Origin of the sequence: Parafilimonas sp. (assembly GCF_051953455.1) — a bacterium.
Lineage (GTDB): Bacteria > Bacteroidota > Bacteroidia > Chitinophagales > Chitinophagaceae > Parafilimonas.
In genome coordinates this window covers 76085-92888 of sequence record NZ_JBQCIT010000053.1, presented here as the reverse complement: position 1 = coordinate 92888, position 16804 = coordinate 76085, and the positions used below count along the sequence as shown (strand labels likewise).

The 16804-nt window shown below is 40.6% G+C and carries 12 protein-coding genes; 7 read left to right on the top strand and 5 right to left on the bottom strand.

Annotation, left to right across the window (positions count from 1 at the left end; all coding sequences use genetic code 11):
- Positions 1-319: 319 nt before the first annotated feature.
- From ACTHN6_RS18970 to ACTHN6_RS18955, 4 genes are all read left to right on the top strand, one after another.
- Positions 320-1111 carry a helix-turn-helix domain-containing protein gene (locus ACTHN6_RS18970; protein WP_440437352.1) on the top strand — a complete coding sequence of 264 codons (792 nt, stop codon included), beginning with the start codon at positions 320-322 and terminating at the stop codon, positions 1109-1111.
- Between the two features lie 81 nt (positions 1112-1192).
- The gene (locus ACTHN6_RS18965) at positions 1193-1645 is read left to right on the top strand and encodes a cupin domain-containing protein (protein ID WP_440437351.1); all 453 of its coding nucleotides are present in this window, start codon (positions 1193-1195) and stop codon (positions 1643-1645) included.
- A gap of 26 nt (positions 1646-1671) precedes the next feature.
- Complete coding sequence (locus tag ACTHN6_RS18960; protein WP_440437350.1) at positions 1672-2139, top strand: carboxymuconolactone decarboxylase family protein; 468 nt, start codon at positions 1672-1674, stop codon at positions 2137-2139.
- Positions 2140-2149: 10 nt separating this feature from the next.
- The gene (locus ACTHN6_RS18955) at positions 2150-3001 is read left to right on the top strand and encodes an isocitrate lyase/PEP mutase family protein (protein WP_440437349.1); all 852 of its coding nucleotides are present in this window, start codon (positions 2150-2152) and stop codon (positions 2999-3001) included.
- Positions 3002-3105: 104 nt separating this feature from the next.
- Here ACTHN6_RS18955 and ACTHN6_RS18950 read toward each other — a convergent pair whose 3' ends face one another.
- Positions 3106-5118 carry a M13 family metallopeptidase gene (locus ACTHN6_RS18950; protein WP_440437348.1) on the bottom strand — a complete coding sequence of 671 codons (2013 nt, stop codon included), beginning with the start codon at positions 5116-5118 and terminating at the stop codon, positions 3106-3108.
- Positions 5119-5367: 249 nt separating this feature from the next.
- Here ACTHN6_RS18950 and ACTHN6_RS18945 point away from each other — a divergent pair, with 249 nt between their 5' ends.
- Positions 5368-6300, top strand: coding sequence for a TIR domain-containing protein (locus ACTHN6_RS18945; RefSeq protein ID WP_440437347.1), 933 nt, complete (start codon positions 5368-5370; stop codon positions 6298-6300).
- Positions 6301-6482: 182 nt separating this feature from the next.
- Here ACTHN6_RS18945 and ACTHN6_RS18940 read toward each other — a convergent pair whose 3' ends face one another.
- Positions 6483-7517 carry a PmoA family protein gene (locus ACTHN6_RS18940; protein WP_440437346.1) on the bottom strand — a complete coding sequence of 345 codons (1035 nt, stop codon included), beginning with the start codon at positions 7515-7517 and terminating at the stop codon, positions 6483-6485.
- Between the two features lie 109 nt (positions 7518-7626).
- On the bottom strand, positions 7627-8415 hold the full coding sequence (locus tag ACTHN6_RS18935; protein ID WP_440437345.1) for a DUF4382 domain-containing protein: 789 nt from the start codon (positions 8413-8415) through the stop codon (positions 7627-7629).
- A gap of 163 nt (positions 8416-8578) precedes the next feature.
- Here ACTHN6_RS18935 and ACTHN6_RS18930 point away from each other — a divergent pair, with 163 nt between their 5' ends.
- Together ACTHN6_RS18930 and bioB are read left to right on the top strand one after the other, a co-directional pair.
- Complete coding sequence (locus ACTHN6_RS18930; RefSeq protein WP_440437344.1) at positions 8579-8989, top strand: hypothetical protein; 411 nt, start codon at positions 8579-8581, stop codon at positions 8987-8989.
- Positions 8990-9274: 285 nt separating this feature from the next.
- Complete coding sequence (gene bioB, locus ACTHN6_RS18925; protein ID WP_440437343.1) at positions 9275-10267, top strand: biotin synthase BioB; 993 nt, start codon at positions 9275-9277, stop codon at positions 10265-10267.
- Between the two features lies 1 nt (position 10268).
- Here bioB and ACTHN6_RS18920 read toward each other — a convergent pair whose 3' ends face one another.
- Together ACTHN6_RS18920 and ACTHN6_RS18915 are read right to left on the bottom strand one after the other, a co-directional pair.
- Entirely contained in the window at positions 10269-11351 is a 1083-nt protein-coding gene (locus ACTHN6_RS18920) for a PorP/SprF family type IX secretion system membrane protein (protein ID WP_440437342.1), read from the bottom strand.
- A 4-nt stretch (positions 11352-11355) separates the two neighbouring features.
- The gene (locus tag ACTHN6_RS18915) at positions 11356-16746 is read right to left on the bottom strand and encodes a PKD domain-containing protein (protein ID WP_440437341.1); all 5391 of its coding nucleotides are present in this window, start codon (positions 16744-16746) and stop codon (positions 11356-11358) included.
- Between the last annotated feature and the right edge of the window lie 58 nt (positions 16747-16804).

The window sequence follows — 16804 nt, the reverse complement described above, 5'->3', positions numbered from 1 at the left end:
CTGTAAATAAGAAATGTGTTTAACCGTTAAAGCGTTAGCTATTGTATATTGATATTATAAAACTATTTTGCTGTTTTGCAATGCCGAAAGTATTTCGACGAATGTTGGGATATATTCGATGAATATTACAGATGGAATTAAGTGTGTTTGAATTGAAATCTTTATCCAGCAAAGGCAGAGCACTTTGGAACGTTGATAAAATCCTTCCGTAGAAATTATAAACCTATACTTTCAATAATACGTTTTTGCTGCCTGTTTGAATCATGTATCTTCTTTACCACACCTTGTGCCGCCTCAAAATATTCCCGAGATTTGCTGTATGATCGAGCTTAAAATATTCAGTAACCATAGTGAAATTGCCCATCCGCGCCGCGTTAGAAAATATGTGCTTATATGGTGCAGTAAAGGCGGGCTTACCATTATAGTGGATGAAAAAGAATTGCACTTAAAGCAGTATGATGTGCTCACCATTACGTCGGGGCAAATTCATTACATAAAAGAATGGCAGGATGCGGATGGCTTTATTCTTGAATTTACGCTTGATTTTTTTGGCAAAACTGATAATGACATAGAACTTATTTTTCAGAATGGTTTGTTCTGTCATTTTGATATGAATGAAGTTATTGCCATACCAAACCCCGTTGCTATTCAGTCAAACCTTTTACAGATACAGCAGGAACTGGAGGCGCAGCCTTTCCAATACCTTATTACTGTTCATTCCCGTATTGAATTAATTTTAGTAGAAATAAACCGCGTCAAAATTGAACGCGGTGATGAGATATGGAAACCCGATGCGCTGTTTCTTAAATTTCTCGAACTCGTACGCAGTAATTTTAAACATAACTATTCCCTAACTGAATTTGCCCGGATGTTGGGAACCACAGAAGCCAGGCTGAACGAGCAATCAAAATTGCATACCGGCAAAACGGCTCAGAATGTGATATATGGTTTAATTGCCTCAGAGGCTAAACGGTTACTTACCTATCAAGACCTCACCGTAAAAGAAGTAGCGTACGAATTGGGTTTTAATGACCCCTTTTACTTTTCCAACTTCTTTAAAAAATACACCAATATTTCTCCCAAACTATATCAGCAACAATTCTCAATTTAAAAAATTACATGCTTTTCCCGGAATTCTCTATTCCCTGCAAATGCTTTGTGCGAGAGCTTTGCATTGAATAAAACAATGAACATGGAATTTCAAAAAGCAACAATTATCCGGGCTGCAGATAAAGACGGTGTAAAAATGCCGCGCAGTGAATATGTATTCCACTTATCATCTTATCCTGCCCAACAAAACCTCGGTTTTTATGAAGGCTATTATCCAAATACAGCATTGGATTATAATACGCATTATCATAAAAGAATGACAGAAATATTTACGGTGCTTGAAGGAACATTTTCCTTTATGCTTAATGGTGCAGCAACAGTTTTTTATCGCGGAGATACAGCCATCATTCCGCCCATGTCGCCACATGGGTTCAGGCCCCTGGAACCGGGCAGCAGGCTCCAGTTTATTTTTACGGGCGCAGCCAACAGGGAAGCCTTTTTTAAAGGCCTCGGAAAGCTTGCCAGTGGCGAATTGCAGTTAAATGCAAAGGAACGCGAAGCTTTCTTCAACAGCCACGATCAATATTTTATCTGATTAATCCTAACAATTAAAATTTAACCATGAAACAAAGAATTAATTTTGGCAAGGTGCTGCCTGCTGCTTACAATGCAATGGAATCGCTGGATGCGCTTACAGATAATTCATCCATTAATAAAGAATACAGGGAATTGATAAAGATTCGGGCGTCACAAATAAATGGTTGTTCTTATTGCACAGACGCTCATTCGCACGACGCATTAAAAATAAATGTGCCATTGCAGAAAGTGTTGTTGGTAAGCGCCTGGCGTGAAGCAGGAAATATATTTACAGAAGAAGAAAAGCTACTGTTCAAAATAACAGAAGAAGTAACGCTGATTCACCAGGCCGGCTTAAGTGAGGAAACGTATACAAAGGCAATTGATGTATTTGGTGAACAATTAACGGTGGAAATTATTATGGCTGTTATTACCATCAATGCCTGGAACAGGATTGGTGTTGCTTCACAGCTTCATCCGGTTGTAAGAAAAATCAGCGCTGCATTAAACTAAATAAAACATTATGCTCAACACTGCAATAACACAGGCAGAAAAAGCAAAAAATTTGCATCACCTGCACCACTCAAGCAAATTATTGTTGCTGCCAAACGTGTGGGATGTACTTGGCGCCAGGCTTTTGGAAGACACAGGCTATAAAGCTATCGCTACCGCCAGTGCAGCTGTAGCTTATTCCAACGGATATAATGATGGCGAACAAATTCCTTTTGCGGAAGTGCTGCGCATTCTTACAGCCGTTGCAAACAGCGTGCATGTTCCCGTAACAGCCGATATTGAAAGTGGTTACGCTGAAGATGAAAAACAGCTTGAACATAACATCAGGCAACTTATTAAAACAGGAATTGCCGGTATTAATATAGAAGATACCGATAAGGAATCACATGCTTTATTAGCGGAAGAGGTTCAATGCAGGAGAATAAAGCTTATAAAAGAAATAGCGCTTGATATGGATGTGCCTTTATTTATAAATGCAAGAACAGACACCTTTATACATGCGAAGAACTTTCATTCGGCACAGCAACTCGTTGATGAAACCATAAGGAGAGGTAAGGCATATAAAGATGCAGGCGCAGATTGTTTTTATCCCATTCTTATCCATGAGCAGGCGCATATTAAAGCGGTTGTTGACGAACTGAAAATGCCCGTAAATATTTTAATGATAGCCGGTATTCCCAATTTGCAAACATTGGAACAAATGGGCGTGGCAAGAGTAAGCCTGGGGCCGGGTTATTTGAAATATGCTTTAAAAGCAATGAAGGATATTGCCCTGAAATTGTTACGCTTTGAAGGCATTGAAGAAATTACAGGAAACGATATTACAAGCGATTATCTCAAACACCTGGTTACAGGACTGTGATCAAATATTAGTGCTTTATCGCCCGAAAGTTCATAATAAAAATCACCGGCAATTTACCGGTGATTTTTATTATAAAAGGTATTATTGAATTATAGACGAAATGTTTACCAGATATAAATCCTGTCTTTTTCAGGAAGGTACATTTTGTCGCCGGGCTGCACATTAAAGGCATCATAAAAATGCGGGTTATTCATGAGCGGGCCGTTTACGCGCCACATGGGAAGTGAATGCGGATTATTGTTGGCCCATAAGCGCATAAATTCATCTTTCATTTTTACGCGCCAGATTCTGGCAACGGAAATAAAGAACCGCTGGTCTGGTGTAAAGCCGCCGATTTTTGTTGTATCATGCCCTTCTTTTGTCATTTTAAACGCGTCGTAAGCAACGGCAACGCCGCTTATATCGGCTGTATTTTCGCCAACAGTCATTGCACCTTTAATATGCACGGTGTCTAAAACAGTAAAGGTGTTATACAAGTCAATTACCTGTTGTGTTTTTGCTTTGAACTTGTCATAATCTTCTTTCGTCCACCAGTTTTTTACATTACCATCTTTATCAAATTGTGCGCCCTGGTCATCAAAAGTGTGCGTCATTTCATGGCCAATCACCATACCAATGCCGCCATAGTTAAGCGCATCATCAGCATTATTATCAAAATAAGGCGGTTGTAAAATAGCTGCCGGAAAAACAATTTCGTTGGCTGAAGGATTATTATACGCAGTAACAGTAGATGGTGTTGTAAACCATTCTGACTTGTCAACAGCTTTGTTCAATTTTGCAAGCTGGTATTGATAATTATTGGAAGCGGCTGCAACTACATTCTCAAAGTATTTATTCTTTGCCGTTGTTACATTACTGTAATCTCTCCATTTGTCGGGATAACCGATTTTTTTAGTGATAGCAAATAATTTTTCTTTTGCTTTTTCTTTAGTGCTGTCGCTCATCCAGTCAAGTTTATCTACTCTGGCTGCAAACGCTTTCTGCAAATTATTTACGAGTTCAAGTGCACGTTTCTTTGCATCTTCACTGAAATATTTTTTTACATATAACTGTCCAAGTGCTTCTCCCAACGACTGGTCGATAACGTTGGCTATTATTTCCCCACGTGCTTTTTGCACAGCCTGTCCGGATAATACTTTATTAAATTCAAATGCTGCATCTGTGAAAGGTTTGCTCAATATATCTGCATAATTATTCAGAGAATAAGCTTTTAGATAAATTTTCCAATCATTTATGGGAATCGTTTTTAAGGCTGTATTGAGTTTATCGTAATAAGCCGGCTGCGCTACATCAATGGAATCTGTTTTTGCACCCAACTCATCCAATACATTTGGCCATCCGATATCAGGCTGCCGTTTTGCAAGCGCTGCAACAGCCATCTTGTTATAGTTGGCATTTATATCACGTAATTCAATATTGGTTTTATGTGAAGCCGCCAGTTGTTTATCGATGTTATAAACAATGCCGGCATTCTTTGTTGCTGTTGCTGTATCGATGCCTGTAAGTTCAAATAGTTTGGAAAGATATGTTTTGTAAGCCTGCTGAATAGATAGGGTTGAAGGATCTGTGTTAAAATAATAATCTCTATCCGGCAGGCCAATGCCGGTTTGATAAAGATGGGCAATATTAAGGCTGCTGTTTTTGTTATCTGCACCTACATAAAAACCTATAACAGAATTGTTGTAAGCCTTTGCTTCGTTTGCAACAAACTGTATTAAAGAAGCAACATTAGTTATACTGTCAATGCGGGCAAGTATTGGTTTAACGGGATCGTAACCGCGTTTATTAATGGTATTTGTATCCATGCCCGAAGCATAGAAATCACCAAGCTTTTGTTCAATGCTCCCATCGGCATTGCTGGATTTTGAAACACTGTCTAATATGCCCTGCAACCGTAAGCGCTGCGGGTAATTCATAAACATGTAGGCACCCACACCCGACTGTGAAGGTGGTATCTGCGCTGTATCATACCACTTGCGGTTTACATACATGAAAAAATTATCGCCGGGTTTGAGGGAAGAATCGATGCCCTGTATATCCACCATATTTTTATCAGGAATATTATTACAGGCTGCTAATGCGAATACTGTTGCAATGAGGAATAATGATCTTTTCATAAACAGATGTTTTATGTAAGAAATGGCCGGATAAATCACGGCTTGCATTTATTACTGCAGATATTCATATTGATTTTATTCATCGAAGATAACTTTCAAGGTTCAATGTTTAAAGCTCACAGCTTCAAATACTAACAATCTTCTTGCTGCAACCAAAAACTATTCTTGAATATGTTATGGCGAAGTAAGAAAGTATTTTTATTTTACATGATAATAATTTCTTTTTTTCCAACGCTAATCTGAAACAGTATGGAAGAAAAACCCAAAGTATTTATTGCGTCTTCAAGTAAGGCATTGCCTTTTGCCGGCGCAGTACAACGCCTTATAAAAAATGATTTTAAAGCTTATGTTTGGAAAGATGTTCCTAAATATACATCCATAACATTGGTTGAATGGATATTGCATCTTCCTGAACGTTATGATTTTGGCATATTTATTTTCTCAGGCGATGATAACATTATCATGAATGATGAAAGGCATATTGTTGCCAGGGATAACGTGCTTTTTGAATTGGGTTTATTTGCTGGCAAGCTGGGCTTTGACAGGTGCAGTGTTTTAAGGCCCGATATACAGGGCTTTCACCTGCCTTCAGATCTTAATGGCATATTTGAAGAAACTTTCGAGAACCCGGCAGAAAATGATGATATCATTTCTAACCTCCGCACTGCCTGCGATGAAATAATGCTGAAATTTAAAGTGAAATGGAAACTGGTTCTTGAAGAAAGAAATAAAACAATTACCCCCGAGCGTGTAGCGGCCATTTGTTACAGGAAAAATGACAACGGTTTGTACGAATTTTTGCTGGTACGGTCTTCCAGTGGCAATCGTTTTGGGTTTCCCAAACAACCCTATGACAAAAGCGGTGCGCAAACACCTATTGAATCAGCCATTGAAATAGCAAGGAAAGAAGGCGGTGTGCTGGCACGAAAAGCAGAAGGCGCACCTAATCTTAAGCCGTTTAAATATAAAAAAGAAAGCGATGATAAAATTGTGAATTATACACCTTTTTTACTGGAAGTTTATAGTTCGAACCCCGCAACAGAAAGCGAAAAAAGGGTACCCGAATTTTTTACCCTGGGTGATGTTTTTAAACAATTACGCAGTAATCGTTTTGACGACGAGAGCATTAAAGCATTGGAGAAAATTATTTGCCAGTGCTATAACTGGCTGCTTGGGGAATGAATAATTTATGGCGCTGATATAAAAGGATGCAATATCAATGTATAAGATTAATTAAGTTGCGCACGTATATAATTGCGATTAACGCACCAGTTAAAATGTATAGAATTTTATTTGCCTTTTTAATATTGATGTTCATAGCCTATTCGTTTTAAAAAGCGGCATAGAGTTATGCTGATTGGCCGCTAATATTTTTCCTTGTCGAATGAACGTGAAATGTTATTGACCGTTTTGCTGCTTAAATCTTTCGATGCCACAATAATCCTGTAAGCAAATTTTGCGGACTGCCCTGGTGCAAGTACATAATTCAACTCTTCTTTTCCGTTACTGAATACTTTACGTCCCAGAGGGTTTAAGGCAAAAAGCCCGTAACCGCGGGCATGCCAGTAAGTAGGATATCCAACATTACCAGGATGATCGAACATAGCTATCGTAATTGGCTTCCCGTCTTTAATGCCCTTTAGCATAGTCCAGGGCGCCTTGCTGCTCCATACGCTGTCGCCCTTAACTCCAAAGCTGTTATAATACATGCCCGTAACTGAATTATCGCCTGAAGGATCAACTTTTGTTTCATTGCCATGCGCATCTACAAAAACACCTGGTTCTTTAGAAGGCATTTCCAGCTCCCGTGCTACCCGTATTGCAAAAAAGCCATCCTTAACATCTTTAAAAACAACTTTTTTATCCAAGGCGGTTAATGTAGTAATCCTGTCGATAATAAAAATATCATTCTCAACTTTAAAATGATAAGTTGTTTGTTCATTTAAGAAAACAACACCGGCATTATTTACCCATTTCGCTGTAGCTGTAAGCGACGCTTTATCGCCATACGCTTCATTGGATATAATTTTTTCATGTATGATGCTTCCATACTGATCTTTTTTTTCAGCCGGTATGGCGGTAGAATTATTCCAGAAATCAATGCCGTTCACCGATTCATAATTCATCCATATACCCACATGATGCGGATGGTCGGTTCTTTCGCCCGGCCTCGGTGTAACAGGATAGCCGCGGGTAACAGTAATGCCATCAACCGTGTTTACAGGAAAAAGCACGGGCTTGGCTACGGAATCATAATGACAATAAGCGGTAAGTAATTTCCCGTTATACAAAACATCAACCTGTTTTTTTTCAGGCTGTTCTTTAAATGTAAATCCCTGCTGGGCAAAAACTGGTATTGAAAAAAAACAAAAACCAAATATGGCAAACATGTTCTTCATTGTGCAATGTTTAATTCGTTTGTAGTGTCCGGATGAAGATACAGAATATAAAACGGCAAACAAAAAGGGCAACTCAGCTGCCCTTTTTGTTTGCCTGTAATTTAATAATTTATTTATGGAGGATTGTGGTGCCTGTTTCTGTTACATTACCTATTGATACCTGTACATTGTTATAAACAGTATCACTAAAATTATTGTTACCGTCAATTGCAACATTATAGCTGCCTGCTGCAAGGCCATGTATTAAAAATTCGCCGGTGATTGCATCGGGCATGGCGGATGCAATTGTATCTGCACCGCTAAGCACATACACCCAGGGGTCAGCTTCAGGAGGTAAAACAACGCCGTTTACAGAACCGGAAGCAGCCTTGGTATAAACACGGATAACAGGTTTAAGAATATATTGATTATTGCCTGTAACAACAATTGATTTGGAAGCGTCAAAATCCGTCCATATTGCATATTCAACGCCGGGTGTTAAAGTAGCATCTACATTGAGCTTTAACCCGGATTCCTGGGCTGAAGGGGTTTGTAATGGATAAGTTACACCATCTACTACAACAGTATTATTCTCACCTAAAATAAGCCGTATTTGTGTTATTTTCTTTGAAGCAATTTTTTCCCTTGCAAGAAGTGTATCTCTGCCATTTGTGAATTTTAAAAGATCATGTACGCCCGGCGAAACCATTTTAATATTGTGCCATGCATCACCCGCATCATCGCTGTAATGCACTTCAACACTTTGCACATCAAGGTTTACTTTGTCATATTCACCCGGATCATCTGTAAGATAAACACTGAAATCAGTTTGCCCCGATGTGCCGGCATCATCATTATTGTTTTTAGAACAGGAGCACAACAGCACAGCGGCAAGCAGGAATAACGAAACACTTTTCATAGAATAAATTTTTTCGGGAAATAGCAATATGCATGCCAGTACAACTATTCGTACCTCTTAGGCCGGATAAAAATTAATCCATATAATATTTCCAAATAATATGTGCTGAGATTTTACGTAACTTTAAAAGGTAATTTATTAATCACTGTTAAAGCTTAATCTTATGAAACTACCATCTTTACGCATTGGTAATTTTTTTAAGGTGCAATCTTTTTATGAAGATGACCTGCACCGAACCCGAAGGGTTACCGAAATCAGCAGGAACCAGGTTCAGGTAGATGGCAAATGGGTTAAACCAGACCATCTTATTCCCATCAGCATTACAAAACAAATTTTGCTGCATTCAGGCTTCACGCAATTTAGCTGGATTACAGACTCGTCTGTTTTTGAATGTGATCATTTTAAATGCACACTGAATGATAACGGCGTTAGCCTGTTTTGTGATAACCTGAAAAACCTGAGGCCGGTTAAGCATTTACATGAATTGCAAAACCTGTACTTCGATTTGACGGGCGAAGAGCTGCAAACGAATTTTAATGCGATTAAATCACCTTCTGAAAAAGAACCTGCATGAAGTAAAAAATTACACTTGAAAAAAGGCTGGCATCCCCAGCCTTTTTTATTACACAGGCATAAATCTTTCATTTAATACAAACAAAAAAATTGATTTTTTTATAGAACCTTATTTCAAATACAGGCCCTCAAACATTGCTAATTCATTTGCGCCATTCAAACAAAAAATTAATGCCGGCGGCATGTTAATTGGCACTAAATATGATTTCCGTGGTAAAGCTGATAAAGCTTCGGCATTACCATAAAAACCAACTTCCCTATTTTTGCCTTTTAAAATAAAGTTTATATGCAGGATGATATCCGTAACAATTGGTCAATAGAAGAGATTTACGAAATATACAATACACCCGTTCTTGAACTTATTTTAAGAGCGGCAAACGTTCACAAAAAATATAATGATACGGCTGAAGTGCAGGTGTGCACTTTGCTGAGTATTAAAACAGGCGGCTGCACAGAAGATTGCGCTTACTGCCCGCAGGCTGCCCGTTATAATACCGGTGTAAATGTGCATGCATTAATGAAAAAAGATGAAGTATTGGCTTATGCGCAAAAAGCAAAAGATGCTGGCAGCACCCGTTTTTGCATGGGCGCAGCCTGGCGCGAAGTTCGCGATAACCGCGACTTTGACCGTGTTTTGGAAATGGTGAAAGGGGTGAATGAAATGGGTATGGAAGTGTGTTGCACGCTTGGAATGTTAAGCGAAACACAGGCACAAAAACTGGCCGACGCCGGTTTGTATGCATACAACCATAACCTTGATACTTCTTCTGAATATTATGAGCATATTATTACAACGCGCACTTATGAAGATCGTTTGGATACTTTGGAGCATGTGCGTAAAGCCGGCGTGAGTGTTTGCTGCGGCGGCATAATTGGTTTGGGTGAAAAACATGAAGACCGCATAAAAATGCTGCATACATTATCTACTATGCCGGAGCATCCGGAAAGTGTGCCGATTAATGCATTGGTGCCGGTTGCCGGTACGCCATTGGAACATAACCAGCATGTGGATGTGTGGGATATGGTGCGCATGATTGCTACGGCGCGTATTCTTATGCCGAAGGCAATGGTGCGTTTAAGCGCAGGCCGCACCAGCATGAGTGTGAGTGAGCAGGCTTTATGTTTTATGGCCGGGGCTAACTCTATTTTTGCCGGCGATAAATTATTAACCACGCCTAATCCAAGCTTTGAAGAAGATGATGCCATGTTTAATTTACTTGGTTTAAAACCAAGAGTGGCATTTAAAGAAGAAAAAGAAGTTGCTGAAATTTTGGTGTAAATTACCGGTAATAAGGATTTGTTTTTCGTTTACCGAAACCCGGACACCGTGCACTCATAAGGTCCGGGTTTCTTGAATTAAGAAACGACCTGAAAGATAATGTGAGCTCAAAACCACCGCGGGCCTGCGATGCAACAACCAGCTTACTTACATTCACATCATAGCTTGCGCCGATTGTAAATTTTGAGAGCTCTAACTGCACAACAGGAATAAGCGCATCATTCCAGCGATATAACAATCCGCCGGTAATGGAAGCATCGCCATCAGATTCAAAAAAAGCGTGGTTATACATTATGCCAAACTGCGCGGTGCTGATGCCAATACGTTTAAAACCGCTTGTATATTGATCAAAATAATCGGCATATAAAATCAATTCATTGGCATCGCCGATAGCATTTGACAAACCTGCATTCAACGCTAATTTTTTATTGAGTATAATTTTGCTTCCATCAAAAAAACCAACAGAAGGATTGGTCAGATGGAATAAAGCCGCCCCAATATAATAATCAACATTTTCATTCAGCGAGCTTTTATAAGTAACGCCAAGAGATAAATCGAAATAATTTACATTGGTATTATTAAACACCTGGCTGGTATAAGGCAATACGCTAAAGCTACCATCACTATTGGCAACAAACTGGTCATTCAGTACTAATTTGGTTGGATCAAATCTCTGCTGCATTAAGCCGGCCATAAAACCACCCGATAAAAAAGAATTTTCACCGGTTCTTACGCTGATGTTACCCGCCGGTAAAATTTGCGTGGTACTGAATTCTGATGTGCCCGCAACATCCCTGAATATTTCTAAGCCCAAGGTGCCGGTAACATCATAATCCATTATCTGCATGGGAAATTTTAATTCGGAGCTTATACCAAATGTGCGGTAAGGAATGGTAACGCTTTGCCATTGATTTCTGTAAGATGCGGTAAGCCTCACATCACCATTGAAAATACCTGCCAGTGCCGGGTTACGCAGCAATGGCTGGTCATAGAATTGGGAGAAACCAATATCCTGTGCATTGCTGTTGCTGCAACACATCAATAATATATAAAGAAATAGTACCCGTTTTAAAATCTTTTCCATACAATTATTGAAGTAAGGTTACATTGCCTTTATACGTATAGGGCGTTCCGTTTTCACATATCACATCCACCGTGTAAACATAAACACCCATATCTGCCAGCCTGCCGTTTATATAACCGTCCCATCCATAACCGGCATCGTTTGGCGGGAAATTATTTTTCTCAAATACAACCCTTCCCCACCGGTTAAATACCCTGAACGATTTAACCGATGCAATGCCTGCGCCTCTCACCATAAATCTTGAATTGGCTGCCAAACCTTTGGGCGTAAATGCGTTTGGAATAAATACTTGCGCGTTGGTACAGAATGCAGTTATGCAAATAGTATCGCTGCCGCTGCATCCATAAATATTGGTTGCTTTAACGGTATAACAAATATTGTTTTTTACGGTTAATGTTGGCAGCGAACAGGCCGGATCATTACATTGAATATTATCAGCAGGCATCCATTCATATTTTGCTATTGGCAGAATATTCCTGTCTGATGCATTTGTAATGGCCGGTGTTATCTGCATGGTATAACCTGTTGGCACGTTAAATGAATCTTTGCTGAACTTAACAACGGGATAACCGCCCACTGCTATCATTGTATCAGCCGTTACACTGCAGCCTGTTTCAGGCGATGTAACAGTAATGGAATAAACGCCTGCGTCTTCAATTTTTACAGGTGATATACCGGCGCTGGCGCTGTTTACAGGGAAGCCAGTGCCCGGTCCGTTCCACACATAGTTCAATGTATTGTTGCCGGGAATGGAACTGGTGGCTGAAAGCGAAAGATCATCACCCACGCATAGCGGCGTTCTTGTTGTAATGACTGGCGTATTTGGTGATTGCTTTATTTCAACTGTAAAAGTTGCCGGCGTGGAAATGCAGTTGTTCTGCATGGCATATACAATATAAATTCCGTTATAGGAAGCCTGGGCATTTGGAAAAGAAACAACTGTGTTTTGAGATGTATCAGGTTCACTGCCAAATGCGGGGCCAACCCATACATAATTTAATGTGCCTGTTTGTGAGCTTGTGGGCGATGATGCTGATAAGTTTAAAACTGATCCGGAACATAAAGGCGCGTTATAGCCTGCAATGGGTTCTGCCGGTGGTGCGGGGTCTTTCAACACAAAGACATCGGGTATTTTTTGCGAAGGGCAGCCGAATGTTTCAACATAAAAATCAGCATATGTGCCTGCTGTTAGCGGGATTGTTATTTTGCCTGAAGCATCTGTGCTGGTTGCTGCACTATAACTGATTTGAAATTTTGTATAATGAACAGTAACCGGTAATGCAGGCATGGCATTGTTATTTAAATCAACAACATTCAAGGTAACTGAACCTGAAGGAATACCGCATGAAGTTGGGTTAGTGTAAGAAGTGCTTACAATTTTTGCAACAGGATGAACAACCGCCACAAATTTTGATGCCGGGCTTTCGCAGCCATAACCATTTGTTTGCGTGGCATAGAAATTATACTGCGCAGGGTTTTTTGTATTGATAACCGGCGCCTGGCCTAATAAAATATTATTTTCATCATACCATTTGACCATATTGCCAGCATCCGCGTTGGCGCTTAAAGGCATAGAAGGAGCATGCATACAGAATTCAGTGGTATCGCCCTGTAACCTGGCAGGTATCGGATTAACGGTTAATGTAAGCTCGTAAGGTGTACCTGAACATGGATTTGATGTTGGGTTTACAGGAATTACTTCAATCGTGATGCTTTCACTTGTTGTGCCTGTATTGGTGAATAATAAACTGATGGCTGCATTTTCACCCGAAGTCTTGCCAGAAGTTATACCGGTAATATTTGGCGGCAACGAGCCTTTTACATTCCAGTTATATACTGTGGTTGGAACGGTGGAGGTTGGTTTGAAAGCTGCTGCTTCGCCGGAGCATACAGATTGTTTGGAAACATCGAATGAAATGGCTGGACTTTCATTTATTGTAACTACCGTAGTGGTTGTAAAGCCGGGGCAAGGCGACGAAGGCGCAATCGTATAGGTAACGGTATATATGCCTGGTTTGCTCAGCGATGGATTGATGCCTCCTGTGCGGGCATCAACAGCTAAGCCGGGCGATGAAGTGAATGTACCTCCCTGCGTGCCTGTTACCGTAACCTGCTGAATGTTATTTGAACCGGTGCAGAACGGTGCACCGGCATAATTAATCGTTGCTGAAGGTGTTGCGTTTATAACCAGCGTTGTCGAAGTTGTATAGGTGGCACAACCGCCCCCGGCTTTGATGGTGTAGGCGATAGTGTAAGTGCCGGGCGTTGCGCCTGCAGGCATAATTGTTCCTGTAGTTGTATTGATTGATAAACCAGTTGATGGGCTTATACTATAAGTTCCACCTTTTGTTCCTGTTAAAATTACATCAACCGGCGGGTTACTGTTATTGCTATTAATTGTATTGCAGAAGCTGGTTTTGCTATAGCTTATATCCGCATTTGGTGCAGGTGTTATTGTAATATTTGTTGTGGCAGAAAAACCCGGGCATGGCGCTGAAGGTGCAATGGTGTAAGTAACAGCATAATTGCCGGGCTTGCTGTTTGCCGGTGTAATAATACCTGTTAATGAATTGATATCAAGACCTGCGGCAGAACTGTATGAGCCGCCGGTTGTTCCGTCAAACTGCGGGCTGACAGGCGCATCGGAAGAGCAGATTGATGGATATTGTATAGTTGCCGACGGGGTGCTGCTTACGGTTACTTTAGCCGATGTTGTGAAAACACCACAGCCGCCCGATGCCGGAATTGTATAAGTGATAGTATAATTGCCTGCCTGTGCTTCCGATGGATTAAGTGTGCCATCATTTCCCATATTTAGTCCGGTGGACGGTGTTATACTGTAAATGCCGCCGCCTATTCCGGTTAAGTTTACTTTAACAGGTGGGTTGGGTGTTTCGGCCGTATTCTTAACATTACAAAGATTGGTTAGATCATAGTTTATGCTTGCATCCGGCGCTTTGTTGATTGTAATACTTGTTTTTGTAGTGAAGCCCGGGCAAGGCGATGCTGCTGCAATGGTATAGGTAACGTCATAACTGCCGGGTGTGCTTTTAGCAGGAGAAATTACGCCGGTTGATGCATCAATAATTAAACCGGGCGCCGAAGTAAACGTGCCGCCTGTTGTTCCGTTAATTGTCGGGCTTACTTTGTCATCAGTGCTGCACATTAAAGGATAGCTTACATCAGCAGAAGGTGTGCTGTTGATGGTTACGGTAGTAGTGGTTGAAAAATCTGCACAGCCACTGCTGCTCCTTATAAAATATCTTATGGTATAAGTGCCTGCTGCTGCGCCTGATGGCATTATTGTTCCTGTTGATGGATTTATTGATAAACCGGAAGGGCTTACTGAGAATGTGCCGCCCTGGCTACCGGTTAATATTACGGGAACGGGTGGGTTAGGTGAGTTGGCATCATCATCAACATTACACAAAACGCTCTTGCTATAGTTTATAGTAGCCGACGGGCCAGCGAATACGTTTACTTCAATTTTGATTCTCTGGCTTTCCCCGCAATGATTGGATGCGCTTACGTAATAAAATGTTTTGCCCGGTGTGGAAGTAGAGGGCGTTGGCGCTGCAGGATTCCCGGTACCGCCTGTGGCAGTTGTGTACCAAAGCAAACCTGTTCCATTTGCCATTAAAGGCAAGGCCGGTTGATTCTGACAATAGCTGACCGGCGAAGTTACTGTTGGTGCAGATGGAATATCTTCCACTATAACTTCTATCCTGGCCCTTGGCCCTTCACAATTATTAGTTGATTGGCTAACATAATAATACATCGTACCTGTAGCGCTGGTAAACGGCGTCGGCGCCGTTGAAGAACCTGTACCACCTGTTTCAGTAGGGTACCATAACAAGCTTGTGCCTGTTGCTGTTAACGGGTTTGCCGGTTTACCCTTACATAATTGTACCGGTGTATTTACAGTAGGTGTCGGTGGCAGGGCATGTACAATTACAGTAATGGCAGCCCTCGGGCTTTCGCACTGGCCGTTTATGGTTTGGCTTACATAATAAGTTTGTGTGCCGGGTAAACTGGTTGAAGGTGTTGGCGCTGTTGCAGAACCGGTGCCGCCTGTTGCCTGCTCATACCATAGTAAATTAGTGCCGGTGGCTGTAAGAGGGCTTGCTATTTCGTTTTGGCAATAGGTTACAAGGGTTGTAACTTTTGGAGTAGCCGAGATATCTCTAACGGTAATGGTTTCTGTACTGTCGTCAGTACCACAAAATGAAGTTGCAGATAACTTTAATTTATAGGTGCCCGGTTTTTTATATATATGACAATCCGGGTTTGTTGATTGGGATATTTCTCCGTCTCCAAAATCCCACTTATAGCTGCTGGGGCTATTGCAATCTAAAGTTGATCCCGAATATGCTGCTGAACTATTATTATCAAGGCAAATTGGCTCGTTTATGCAAATAGTAGTTTGATCAACGTTGAAACTTGCAGTTGGTTTTATACCAATACCTATTGGGGACCATGACCCGTTACTTGGAACACATCCATTAGCAGCCTTGAAAGTAGCAGTAAAATAACTTGTATAAGGGCAAGGTGTAGTTGTGTAAGTGTGTGTAACAACTTGATCAGAGTTGGTCGAATTTAAAGGATGCTGCAAAGTTGTATCAGAATTATCCCCCCAATTAATATAATAATAAGTGCCTGGTGTATTGTTATACCATTGACCTGTTATCTTAAAAGAAATTGTGGCTGGGGCACAGAGGTTAATTGTTGGTTGATCAGAACCAAAACCACCCACTGGGTTCCCACCGCTATAAAAATTATAAGTAGTAGTTTTTGTACAGCCGTTTGAAGGAGTAATTGTAAATATTATTTTAAAATAACCCTGTGCCTGATATGTATGTGTTGTTTGGGCACCAGCCTGCCAATCACTTTGTGTAAAATGAGGTGTATTATCTCCCCAGTCAATTTCGTAATAACAAGAGCCTCCTGCAGGGATTGAATTGTTAGCAACTGTTAGTGCATAAATAATATTTCCGGTACAGTTAGAAAAAGGAGTTTGTGAGCCTGGAGTATGGTCAGTTAAAATAGGTTGCGGTGCTGGTTTTACTGTAAGAATATCGTTACTTGTTGCTGATTTGTTTTCTTTATCTGTTACTGAAACTTTACCGTTTGTTGCATCATTGGGTAAGGTTGCGTTTATAGTTTTATCATTAATGATTTTAAAAGACGTTACAGGAGAATTACCTATTAATACAGAGGCAACATCTTTAAGATCAGTTCCTGTTATGGTTATCTGTTCGCCCTGGCAAATTGTAGTTGGGGTAAATGATGTTATGGTTGGGGCCTGCCCAAAAGAATTCAGCCCAAATAAAATAAACAATACAATACCTACAGCAACAAGGTACTTCTTTATCAGGGGTTGGTTTATCTGCTTCACAGTCAATTTTGGTAGGGCGTGAAGGTAATGAATTAACTCAAATCTGTTTCATTGCTGC

What these genes read in the sequence shown, in the direction of transcription:
- ACTHN6_RS18935 (WP_440437345.1), bottom strand. Translation starts at nt 8,415, where the DNA reads ATGAAAAGTGTTTCGTTATTCCTGCTTGCCGCTGTGCTGTTGTGCTCC.
- ACTHN6_RS18970 (WP_440437352.1), top strand. Translation starts at nt 320, where the DNA reads ATGATCGAGCTTAAAATATTCAGTAACCATAGTGAAATTGCCCATCCG.
- ACTHN6_RS18945 (WP_440437347.1), top strand. Translation starts at nt 5,368, where the DNA reads ATGGAAGAAAAACCCAAAGTATTTATTGCGTCTTCAAGTAAGGCATTG.
- ACTHN6_RS18930 (WP_440437344.1), top strand. Translation starts at nt 8,579, where the DNA reads ATGAAACTACCATCTTTACGCATTGGTAATTTTTTTAAGGTGCAATCT.
- ACTHN6_RS18940 (WP_440437346.1), bottom strand. Translation starts at nt 7,517, where the DNA reads ATGAAGAACATGTTTGCCATATTTGGTTTTTGTTTTTTTTCAATACCA.
- ACTHN6_RS18955 (WP_440437349.1), top strand. Translation starts at nt 2,150, where the DNA reads ATGCTCAACACTGCAATAACACAGGCAGAAAAAGCAAAAAATTTGCAT.
- ACTHN6_RS18950 (WP_440437348.1), bottom strand. Translation starts at nt 5,118, where the DNA reads ATGAAAAGATCATTATTCCTCATTGCAACAGTATTCGCATTAGCAGCC.
- ACTHN6_RS18960 (WP_440437350.1), top strand. Translation starts at nt 1,672, where the DNA reads ATGAAACAAAGAATTAATTTTGGCAAGGTGCTGCCTGCTGCTTACAAT.
- ACTHN6_RS18965 (WP_440437351.1), top strand. Translation starts at nt 1,193, where the DNA reads ATGGAATTTCAAAAAGCAACAATTATCCGGGCTGCAGATAAAGACGGT.
- ACTHN6_RS18920 (WP_440437342.1), bottom strand. Translation starts at nt 11,351, where the DNA reads ATGGAAAAGATTTTAAAACGGGTACTATTTCTTTATATATTATTGATG.
- bioB (WP_440437343.1), top strand. Translation starts at nt 9,275, where the DNA reads ATGCAGGATGATATCCGTAACAATTGGTCAATAGAAGAGATTTACGAA.